Source organism: Streptomyces sp. NPDC017448, from assembly GCF_044330565.1.
Taxonomy (GTDB): domain Bacteria; phylum Actinomycetota; class Actinomycetes; order Streptomycetales; family Streptomycetaceae; genus Streptomyces.
In genome coordinates, this window is sequence record NZ_JBIRLM010000001.1 from 1,007,575 (window position 1) to 1,018,227 (window position 10,653).

Annotated in this window: 8 protein-coding genes; 7 read left to right on the forward strand and 1 reads right to left on the reverse strand. The window is 74.0% G+C overall.

All coding sequences use genetic code 11. The features are described from left to right. Window positions 1-120: 120 nt before the first annotated feature. The 3 genes from ACH4K1_RS04485 (at window position 121) to nudC (ending at window position 6,030) form a co-directional block, all read left to right on the forward strand. Entirely contained in the window at window positions 121-3,579 is a 3,459-nt protein-coding gene (locus tag ACH4K1_RS04485) for a UvrD-helicase domain-containing protein (protein ID WP_398086507.1), read from the forward strand. Window positions 3,580-3,589: 10 nt separating this feature from the next. Further along, entirely contained in the window at window positions 3,590-4,984 is a 1,395-nt protein-coding gene (locus ACH4K1_RS04490) for a dipeptidase (protein WP_398086510.1), read from the forward strand. Between the two features lie 89 nt (window positions 4,985-5,073). Continuing rightward, window positions 5,074-6,030: an NAD(+) diphosphatase gene (nudC, locus tag ACH4K1_RS04495; RefSeq protein ID WP_398086511.1), complete on the forward strand. Its 957-nt coding sequence runs from the start codon at window positions 5,074-5,076 to the stop codon at window positions 6,028-6,030. Window positions 6,031-6,190: 160 nt separating this feature from the next. On the opposite strand, the gene ACH4K1_RS04500 is transcribed toward nudC, so the two are convergent. Then, window positions 6,191-6,445 (reverse strand): glutaredoxin domain-containing protein, encoded by a 255-nt coding sequence (locus ACH4K1_RS04500; RefSeq protein ID WP_030113660.1) that lies wholly within the window; start codon window positions 6,443-6,445, stop codon window positions 6,191-6,193. Window positions 6,446-6,831: 386 nt separating this feature from the next. On the opposite strand from ACH4K1_RS04500, the gene ACH4K1_RS04505 reads away from it, so the two are divergent. From ACH4K1_RS04505 to ACH4K1_RS04520, 4 genes are all read left to right on the forward strand, one after another. Then, window positions 6,832-9,108, forward strand: coding sequence for an ATP-dependent DNA helicase UvrD2 (locus tag ACH4K1_RS04505; protein ID WP_398086513.1), 2,277 nt, complete (start codon window positions 6,832-6,834; stop codon window positions 9,106-9,108). Window positions 9,109-9,284: 176 nt separating this feature from the next. Beyond that, entirely contained in the window at window positions 9,285-9,614 is a 330-nt protein-coding gene (locus ACH4K1_RS04510; RefSeq protein ID WP_398086515.1) for a hypothetical protein, read from the forward strand. A gap of 176 nt (window positions 9,615-9,790) precedes the next feature. Beyond that, entirely contained in the window at window positions 9,791-10,159 is a 369-nt protein-coding gene (locus ACH4K1_RS04515; RefSeq protein ID WP_228990562.1) for a WhiB family transcriptional regulator, read from the forward strand. After that, on the forward strand, window positions 10,156-10,515 hold the full coding sequence (locus tag ACH4K1_RS04520) for a hypothetical protein (protein WP_073764105.1): 360 nt from the start codon (window positions 10,156-10,158) through the stop codon (window positions 10,513-10,515). Before ACH4K1_RS04515 ends, ACH4K1_RS04520 begins: the two co-directional genes overlap by 4 nt. The last annotated feature ends 138 nt before the right edge of the window (window positions 10,516-10,653 follow it).

The window sequence follows — 10,653 nt, forward strand, 5'->3', positions numbered from 1 at the left end:
CGCCCCGGCCGCCCCCCCCCGCGGGCGCGGCAGCAGCCACCCGTACCGCTTGGCCCCCGTGCCCCCCGCGGGCGCGGGTGGGGGGACCGGGTGTCGGCGGGCCCGGCTACCGTTGTCCGGGTGTCCCCGCGCCTCACCGATCCCGAGCAGCTCAAGGAGCTCCTCGGGATCCCCTTCACCCCGGAGCAGACGGCGTGCATCACCGCGCCGCCCGCCCCGCAGGTGATCGTGGCCGGAGCCGGGTCCGGCAAGACCACGGTGATGGCCGCCCGCGTGGTCTGGCTGGTGGGCACCGGGCAGGTCGCGCCCGAGCAGGTCCTCGGCCTCACCTTCACCAACAAGGCGGCGGGCGAGCTGGCCGAACGCGTCCGCAGGGCGCTGATCGCCGCCGGCGTCACCGACCCCGACGTCATCGACCCGGACGACCCGCCGGGCGAGCCCACCATCTCCACGTACCACGCCTTCGCCGGCCGCCTCCTCACCGAGCACGGCCTGCGCATCGGCCTGGAGCCGTCCACCCGCCTGCTGGCCGACGCCACCCGCTACCAGCTGGCGGCCAAGGTGCTGCGCGCCGCCCCCGGCCCGTACCCGGCGCTCACCCGCTCCTTCCCCACCCTGGTCAGCGATCTCCTGGCGCTCGACGCGGAGCTGTCCGAACACCTGGTACGCCCCGGGGCCCTGCACGCGTACGACACCGAGCTGCTCCGGGCCCTGGAGAACGCGAAGCTCAGCAACGCCGACCTGCGCAAGATCCCCGAGGCCGCCGAGGCCCGCCGCTCCCTCCTCGGCCTCACCGAGCGCTACCGGGCCGCCAAGCGCGCCCGCGATCTCCTGGACTTCGGCGACCAGATCGCCCTCTCCGCCGAACTGGCGCTGACCCGGCCCGAGGTCGGGGCGATCCTGCGGGACGAGTTCCGCGTGGTCCTCCTCGACGAGTACCAGGACACCTCGGTCGCCCAGCGGCTGCTGCTCTCGGCGCTGTTCGGCAGCGGTACGGGACCGGGGGCGGCCGGGCCCACCGGCCACGCGGTGACCGCCGTGGGCGACCCCTGCCAGGCGATCTACGGCTGGCGCGGGGCGTCCGTCGCCAACCTCGACGACTTCCCCGAGCACTTCCCGCACGCCGACGGCGCCCCCGCCACCCGCTACAGCCTCAGCGAGAACCGGCGCAGCGGCGGACGCCTCCTCCAGCTCGCCAACGGCCTCGCCGAACCGCTGCGCGCGATGCACGAGGGCGTCGAGGCGCTGCGCCCCGCACCCGGGGCCGAGCGTGACGGCCTCGTCCGCTGCGCCCTGCTGGGCACCCACGCCGAGGAGATCGACTGGCTCGCGGACTCCCTCGCCCACCTGGTGCGCACCGGCACCCCGCCCGGTGAGATCGCCGTGCTGTGCCGCACCGCCGGGGACTTCCCCGAGATCCAGGCGGCCCTGGTCGCCCGGGACGTCCCGGTCGAGGTCGTCGGCCTCGCCGGGCTGCTCCACCTGCCCGAGGTCGCGGACCTGGTGGCCGTCTGCGAGGTCCTCCAGGACCCCGGGGCCAACGCCTCCCTGGTCCGCCTCCTCACCGGGCCCCGCTGGCGCATCGGCCCCCGCGACCTCGCCCTCCTCGGCCGCCGCGCCCGCCTCCTGGTGCACCGGACCGGCCGGACGGACGACGCCGACGCGGACCAGCGGCTCGCGGACGCGGTCGAGGGGACGGACCCGGCCGAGGTGATATCGCTCGCGGACGCCCTGGACACGTTCCTGACCGCGGGGGAGGCCGCCGACGACGGACTGCCGTTCTCCGCCGAGGCCCGGGTCCGCTTCGCCCGCCTCGCCCGGGAGCTGCGCGACCTGCGCCGCTCGCTGGCCGACCCCCTGATGGACGTCCTGCACCGGGTCCTGGCCACCACCGGCCTGGAGGTCGAACTGTCCGCCTCCCCGCAGGCGCTGGCCGCCCGCCGCCGCGAGACCCTCGCCAACTTCCTGGACATCGCGGCCCGGTTCGCCGCCCTGGACGGGGAGGCGTCGCTACTCGCCTTCCTCGGCTTCCTGCGGACCGCCGCGCAGTACGAGAAGGGCCTCGACAACGCGCTGCCCGGCGGCGAGAACACCGTCAAGGTGCTCACCGCCCACAAGTCCAAGGGGCTGGAGTGGGACGTCGTCGCCGTGCCCGGCCTGGTCGTCGGCCAGTTCCCCAGCGGCCAGTCCCGGGACGCCTGGACCGCCCAGGCCAAGGTGCTTCCGCACGCCCTGCGCGGCGACGCGGCGACGCTCCCGGCCCTGGACGCCTACGACGCCCGGGGGATCAAGGCGTTCAAGGAGGAGATGAAGGAGCACCAGCACACGGAGGAGCTGCGCCTCGGCTACGTCGCCTTCACCCGCCCCCGCTCGCTGCTCCTCGGCTCCGGCCACTGGTGGGGCCCCTCCCAGAAGCGGACGCGCGGCCCCTCCGCCTTCCTGGAGGCGCTGTACGAGCACTGCGCGGCGGGGTACGGCGAGATCGAGGCATGGGCGGACGAGCCCGCCGAGGACGAGGAGAACCCGGCCCTCGCGGAGCGCGACGCCGACCTCGCCTGGCCGCTCCCGCTCGACGCCGACGCCCTCGCCCGCCGCCGCGCCGCCCGCGACACGGTCCTGGCCCACCTGGAGCGGATGGCCACGGGCCACCAGGAAGAGGACGACGTACCGGCGTACGACGACGACGTACCGGCGTACGACGACGAGCCACCGGCCGACGAGCTCTGGGGCGATACCGGCGAGCTCTGGGACGACCTCCCCACCGAACGCCCTCCCGCCGCCCCGGACCCGGCGGGCCCCGCCCCGGACCCGGTGGGCCCCGCCCCGCGCATCCCCGCCGCACGCCACCCGCAGGAGGAGCCGGAACCCGCCGGCCGCCTCACCCCCGAGGAGGCGCGCACCCTCGCCTCCTGGGACCGGGACCTGGAGTCCCTGGCCGGAGAGCTGCGCCGGGCCCGCGCCACCGTGCGCGAGGTCGTCGTCCCCGCCTCGCTCTCCGCCACCCAGCTGCTGCGGCTGGCCGAGGACCCCGACGCCTTCGCCCAGGAGCTGGCCCGGCCGATGCCCCGCCCGCCGCAGCCCGCCGCCCGCCGGGGCACCCGGTTCCACGCCTGGGTGGAGTCCCGGTACGAGGAGCTGCCCCTGCCCATGCTCGGTCCCGACGAGCTGCCGGGGGGCGACGGGAGCGACGCGGAGATCGCCGACGAACGCGACCTCGCCGAGCTGAAGGAGGCGTTCGAGCGCACCGTGTACGCCCGGCGCACGCCGTACCGCGTGGAGACCCCCTTCCAGATCACCCTGGCGGGCCGGGTGATCCGGGGCCGGATCGACGCCGTCTACCGCACGGGCGACCAGTACGAGATCGTCGACTGGAAGACCGGCCGCCACCGCACCGCCGACCCGCTCCAGCTCGCCGTCTACCGGCTGGCCTGGGCCGAACTGCACGGCCTGCCGCCGGAAGCGGTCACCGCGACCTTCCTCTACGTACGCACCGGGGAGACCGTCCGGCCGCGGAAGCTGCCCGGCCGGGCCGAGCTGGAGCGCATCCTGCTGGACGAGCCGGCCCCCGAGGACGGTTAGGCTCAGGAGCATGAGCGAGACCCCGGACAGCGCCGTCCGCACGTACACCGAACAGCACCGCGCGGCCTTCCTCGCCGACCTCGCGGAGTGGCTGCGCATCCCGTCCGTCTCCGCGCAGCCGGAGCACGCCGGGGACGTACGGCGCAGCGCCGAGTGGCTGCGCGCCAAGCTCCAGGAGACCGGCTTCCCGGTCACCGAGGTCTGGGAGACCCCCGGCGCCCCGGCGGTCTTCGCCGAGTGGCCCAGCGAGGATCCGGGCGCCCCGACCGTCCTGGTCTACGGCCACCACGACGTGCAGCCCGCCGCCCGCGAGGACGGCTGGACGACCGAACCGTTCGAGCCGGTGGTCCGCGACGGCCGGATGTACGGACGCGGCGCCGCCGACGACAAGGGCCAGGTCTTCTTCCACACGCTCGGGGTCCGCGCCCACCTCGCCGCGACCGGCCGCACCACCCCCGCCGTCACCCTCAAGCTGCTGATCGAGGGCGAGGAGGAGTCGGGCTCCCCGCACTTCCGCGCCCTGGCCGAGCAGCACGCCGGCCGGCTCGCCGCCGACGCGGTGATCGTCTCCGACACCGGCATGTGGGACGAGGACACCCCGACCGTCTGCACCGGCATGCGCGGCCTCGCGGAGTGCGAGATCCAGCTGTTCGGACCGGCCCAGGACATCCACTCCGGATCGTTCGGCGGAGCCGTCCCCAACCCCGCCACCGAGATCGCCCGACTGGTCGCCGCCCTCCACGACGAGGACGGCCGCGTCGCGGTCCCCGGCTTCTACGACGGGGTCGCCGACCTCACCGACACCGAACGGGCCCTCTTCGCCGAGCTCCCCTTCGACGAGGCGAGCTGGCTGCGCACCGCCAAGTCGGGCGCCGCGTCCGGCGAGGCCGGGTACTCCACGCTGGAGCGCGTCTGGGCCCGCCCCACCGCCGAGGTCAACGGCATCGGCGGCGGCTACCAGGGCGCCGGGAGCAAGACGATCATCCCTTCGTCCGCCCTGGTGAAGATCAGCTTCCGGCTGGTCGACGGCCAGGACCCCGAACGCGTCCAGGAGGCGGTCACCGCCTGGACCGCCTCCCGCGTCCCGGCGGGCGTCCGGCACACCATCGCCTTCCAGCCCGCCACCCGCCCCTGCCTGACCCCGCTGGACCACCCCGCCCTCCGGGCCGTGGCCCGTGCGATGGGCCGCGCCTTCGACCGGAAGGTCCTCTTCACCCGCGAGGGCGGCTCCGGCCCCGCCGCCGACCTGCGGGACGTGCTCGGCGCCCCCGTCCTCTTCCTCGGCATCTCCGTACCCTCCGACGGCTGGCACGCGCCCGACGAGAAGGTCGAGCTGGACCTTCTGTTCAAGGGCGTGGAGACGGCCGCGTACCTCTGGGGCGAGCTGGCCACCGCACTGAGCTGAGTTGAGTCCTCCGCACTGAGCCGAGTCCTCCGCGCACCCTCCACGTACCTGTGCACACCCGATCCACCCAGGGGGAGTAGGAAGCACCTGTGAGCACCTTCGACAACGCCACCGCAGACCGTCCGATCGGCCTCACCGCGCCGAGCGGCATCGACCGCGCGGCCCACCACCGCCTCGACGAGGCGTGGCTCTCCGTGGCGTGGAGCCACCCGACGACCCGCGTCTTCGTCGTCTCCGGCGGCCAGGTGCTGATCGACGACACCCCCGAAGGGGGCACCGAGATCGTCATGACCCCGGCCTTCGAGGCCCCGGTCACCGAGACCCACCGGTACTTCCTCGGCACCGACGAGACGGGCGTCAGCTACTTCGCGCTCCAGAAGGACTCGCTGCCCGGACGCATGGACCAGTCGGCCCGCCCCGCCGGACTGCGCGAGGCCGGCCTCCTGCTCGGCCCGCGCGACGCGGGGCTCATGGTGCACGCCGTCGCCCTGGAGAACTGGCAGCGCCTGCACCGCTTCTGCTCCCGCTGCGGCGAGCGCACGGTCATCGCGGCGGCCGGCCACATCCGCCGCTGCCCGGCCTGCGGGGCCGAGCACTACCCCCGTACCGACCCGGCGGTCATCATGCTGGTCACCGACGACCAGGACCGGGCGCTGCTGGGCCGCCAGGTGCACTGGCCGGAGGGGCGCTTCTCCACCCTCGCCGGGTTCGTCGAGCCGGGGGAGTCGATCGAGCAGTCCGTGGCCCGCGAGGTGTACGAGGAGGCGGGGATCACGGTCGGCGAGGTGGAGTACATCGCCAGCCAGCCGTGGCCGTTCCCCTCCAGCCTGATGCTCGGCTTCATGGCGCGGGCGACCTCCTTCGACATCCAGGTCGACGGCGAGGAGATCGAGGAGGCCCGCTGGTTCTCCCGCGAGGAGCTGACCGCCGCCTTCGAGTCCGGCGAGATCATGCCGCCGTTCGGCATCTCGATCGCGGCGCGCCTGATCGAGCTCTGGTACGGCAGGCCGCTCCCGAAGCCCGGCAGCGTGAAGCGCACCGGCTGACGGCGGGGCCCCCGCCGTGGACGCGGCCTCCTCGGCGGAGGCACGGCCTCCTCGGCGTGGGCACGGATTCCGCCGTCGAGAGGGGCCCGTGTCGGGTTCCGGCCCCGAACGCACGACTGCCCCCGGCGATGCCGGGGGCAGGGGGTCGCGGGCGGGTGGATCAGGCGGCGAGCGCCTGCTTCACCTGGGCCAGCGACGGGTTGGTCATGACCGACTCGGTGCCCGAGGGGGAGACGATCAGCAGCGTCGGAACCGTCTGGTTTCCGCCATTCGCCTTCTCGACGAAAGCGGCCGACTCCGGGTCGTGCTCGATGTTGACCTCGTTGTACGCGATGCCCTCGCGGTCCATCTGGCTCTTCAGCCGACGGCAGTAGCCGCACCAGGTGGTGCTGTACATCGTCACAGTGCCCGCCATGTCGCTGGCGCTCCTTCGTCTCGTCCGTACCGCTGCGCGGCCGGCAGCGTCACTTGCGGTGCGGCGGCCGTCGGCGGCCGTCCCGCACGGTTAGGAACGTACGGGACGAGGCTCCCATTCCCCCAACGGCGGCAGCGGCTCCCGCGCACGGATTCCGGCCGACCGCGGACCCCCGGGCGCGGGGACCGCACCGGGCCCGCGTCGGGCCCGCACCGCCCCTCCCGCGTCGGGCCCGCGTCGGCCCGCGTCGGGCCCGTACCGGCCCCGCACGGGCGGCGCAGACCCCTCCGTACGGCCCGCACCCTTCTTTCCCTGCACGGTCCGCCCGGCCCCTTCCCGTACGGTCCGCCCGGCCCCTTCCCGTACGGTCCGCCCCGGTACGACGAATGCCTCACCCCTGTGGACAACCGCCGCGTCCACCCCTGGGGACCTGGCAGCATGGCGGGGTGACAGCAGCAACGCACTCCACCCTCTTCCCGCAGGTTCCCGAGACCCCGGACGCCGTGCTCGACGGGCTCGACCCCGAGCAGCGCGAGGTGGCCCTGGCGCTGCACGGCCCGGTGTGCGTGCTGGCCGGAGCCGGTACGGGCAAGACCCGCGCGATCACCCACCGCATCGCCTACGGGGTGCGCGCCGGCATCCTCCAGCCGGCCACCGTGCTCGCCGTCACCTTCACCAACCGGGCCGCCGGAGAGATGCGGGGCCGGCTCCGCCAGCTCGGTGCGACCGGCGTCCAGGCGCGGACCTTCCACTCCGCCGCACTCCGGCAGCTCCAGTATTTCTGGCCGAAAGCAGTCGGTGGCGAGCTGCCCCGGCTGCTGGAGCGGAAGGTGCAGCTGGTCTCCGAGGCGGCCGCCCGCTGCCAGATCCGGCTCGACCGCAACGAGCTGCGGGACGCCACCAGCGAGATCGAGTGGGCCAAGGTCACCCAGACCGTCCCGGCGGACTATCCGGCGGCCGTCGCCAAGGCCCAGCGGGACGCCCCCCGCGATCCGGCGGAGCTCTCCCAGATCTACTCCACGTACGAGCAGCTCAAGCGCGACCGTTCGGTGATCGACTTCGAGGACGTGCTGCTGCTCCTGGTCGGCATCCTCCAGGACCGGGCCGACATCGCGGAGCACGTGCGGGGCCAGTACCAGCACTTCGTCGTCGACGAGTACCAGGACGTGAGCCCGCTCCAGCAGCGGCTGCTCGACCTCTGGGTCGGCGACCGGGACGACCTCTGCGTCGTCGGCGACGCCAGCCAGACGATCTACTCCTTCACCGGGGCCACCCCCGACCATCTGCTGAACTTCCGCACCCGCCACCCCGGGGCGACCGTCGTCAAGCTGGTCCGCGACTACCGCTCCACCCCCCAGGTGGTCCACCTGGCCAACGGCCTGCTGAGCCAGGCCAGCGGCCGGGCCGCCGACCACCGCCTGGAGCTGGTCTCCCAGCGCGACAAGGGCCCCGAGCCGGTCTACACGGAGTACGGGGACGAGCCCACCGAGGCCGAGTCCACCGCCCGGCGCATCCGCGACCTCATCGCCGCGGGCGTCCCGGCCGGAGAGATCGCCGTGCTCTACCGCGTCAACTCCCAGTCCGAGGTCTACGAGCAGGCCCTCGCCGACGCGGGAGTGCCCTACCAGCTGCGGGGCGCCGAGCGGTTCTTCGAGCGGGCGGAGGTCCGCGAGGCGGGCACCGCCCTGCGCGGCGCGGCCCGCGCCGGGGGCAACGACTCCCTCCTCGACGGGGCGGAGGACCTGGCCTCCCAGGTGCGGGCGGTGCTCTCCACCAAGGGCTGGACCACCCGGCCGCCCGCCGGGTCGGGGGCGGTGCGCGACCGCTGGGAGTCGCTGGCCGCGCTGGTCCGACTGGCGGAGGACTTCGAGGCGGCCAGGCCGGGGGCGACGCTGACCGACCTGGTCCGGGAGCTGGACGAACGGGCGGCCGCCCAGCACGCACCCACGGTCCAGGGCGTCACGCTGGCCTCCCTGCACGCGGCGAAGGGTTTGGAGTGGGACGCGGTGTTCCTGGTCGGGCTCACCGAGGGCATGATGCCGATCGCCTACGCCAAGACCGACGAACAGGTCGAGGAGGAGCGCCGCCTGTTGTACGTGGGCATCACGCGCGCCCGCATCCACCTCTCGCTCTCCTGGTCGCTGTCCCGGTCGCCGGGCGGCCGGGCGAGCCGTCGCCCCACCCGCTTCCTGAACGGGCTGCGGCCGGGCTCGGCGGCCTCGGGCGTGCGGGGCGGAGCCGGCGGCGGCGGAGGCATCGACCGGGGCGCCGGCCGGGCCGCGGCGAACCGGGCCCCGGCGGTCGAACGCAAACCCAGGAGTCCGGTGCGCTGCCGGGTCTGCGGGCGGACGCTCACCGACGCGGGCGAGATGAAGCTGATGCGCTGCGAAGACTGCCCCTCGGACATGGACGAGGCGCTGTACGAGCGGCTGCACGACTGGCGCGCCGCCCAGGCGGCCCTGCTCGGCCAGCCCGACTACTGCGTGTTCACGGAGAAGACGCTCATGGCGATCGCCGAGACCGTTCCCTCCACCGAGGGCGAACTCGTCGTCATCGCCGGCGTCGGAAACCGGAAGCTGCGCCGTTTCGGCACCGACGTTCTGGCCATCTGCGCAGGTGGGACGGTTCGCGACGAGCCCGGTGAGGGCACCGACGAGACCTGAGGAAAACTCGTCCAGAAAATAGTTTGCGCCCGCACCAGTCGTCACCATAGGTTCTTAACCACGGAAACAGCGGCTTCTCTGAAGCCCTGGCTCCGTGCTGTACTTAGCTGTACTCATCCGAATACGCAGGACCGGTCCCGGCCGGTCCCCCTAGACGCCGAGAGGAGGCGATTGAAGTGATCAGCATCATCGGAACCCAGAAAATGACCGATCTCTCGGTCGTCTCCGCCTGCCTGCTCGGCCTCACCCGCTCCTCGGTTGCCTCGTTCCACGCCACCGGTCTGTCCGGCGCCTCCGCCGTTCGTCCGCTGGCCCCCGCGAGCCTCCCCGTGACGCGGGAGCGTAATGAGCGACCGATCCAGGCACCGGCGGCAGCAGAAGCGAAGGCAGCGCAGGCTCAGGCCTATGCCTTTGCGGCAGCCGGTGCCGGATTCACGAAGCAGACGCAGCAGCACCACACCATGTGGGCCTTCCGTGGGCCTGAACCCTGGAGCGATCCAGCCTGATCCAGCATCAGGTCGGCGCCTTCAGGGCCGCGGAACCCCACTCGGGATCCGCGGCCCTTTTGTTTTGTCCGAACGGACGGGACGGAACGAAGGAGCCTCGGGACAAGCAGGACCTGGTACCAGCAGCCGCCAACCGGCCGACCGGCCGGCACGACCAGACGAGGACACCACCCACCGTGCCCATCGAGACGCACGCCCCGTCAGTACCGCTCACCGCCCCGATCTCGCCGCCCGGCTCCACGGAGGACTCCACCTTGACCCCGCTCACCACGCTCACCGCGCTCGACGACGCCATCGAGAACCTCGGCGTACCCGTCCCCTGCCGCTCCTACGACCCGGAGGTCTTCTTCGCCGAGTCGCCCGCCGACGTCGAGTACGCCAAGTCCCTCTGCCGCACCTGCCCGCTCGTCGAGGCCTGCCTCGCCGGGGCGAAGGACCGCCGCGAGCCGTGGGGCGTCTGGGGCGGAGAGCTCTTCGTCCAGGGTGTGGTCGTCGCCCGCAAGCGCCCCCGCGGCCGTCCGCGCAAGAACCCGGTCGCAGCGTGACCGCGACCTGTGGGGCCCCCGCCCCCACACGCCGGTTGCGGATCGGAACGATCGACCACCCCCACACCCATGACCCTCGGAATCAGGCACCAATGAGCACCCCCACGAAGGAGCCCGTCGGCTCCGCCACCCCCGACGTCACCATCATCGGCGCGAACGACTCGCGTCAGAACAGGACCCGCGAAATGCAACTCATCCCCGAAGCCCTGGCCCGTGCTCATATGCACGAGCGCCTGCGGGAGGCCCAGGACGACCGCCAGTCGGCCCGCCTGGTCGCCGCCCGCCGGATGCAGCGCCGGGCGGAGCGCGCCTCGCTGCGCGCCCGCCGCGCGCTGGCCATGGCGGTCATGCACTGACCGCCCAGCCCGCACCCCACCGCGGGGGGGGGCCGGGGGCGGGGGGCCCCCCCGGGGGGGGGGGGGGGGGGCCCCCCCCCCGCGGGGGGGGGGGGGGGGGGGGGGGGGGGGGCCGCCGGCCCCCCCCCCCCCCCGCCC

Bases quoted from the DNA above. Each gene is read 5' to 3' on its own strand.
- ACH4K1_RS04505 (WP_398086513.1), top strand. From the start codon at position 6,832: ATGCCTCACCCCTGTGGACAACCGCCGCGTCCACCCCTGGGGACCTGG.
- ACH4K1_RS04500 (WP_030113660.1), bottom strand. From the start codon at position 6,445: ATGGCGGGCACTGTGACGATGTACAGCACCACCTGGTGCGGCTACTGC.
- ACH4K1_RS04490 (WP_398086510.1), top strand. From the start codon at position 3,590: ATGAGCGAGACCCCGGACAGCGCCGTCCGCACGTACACCGAACAGCAC.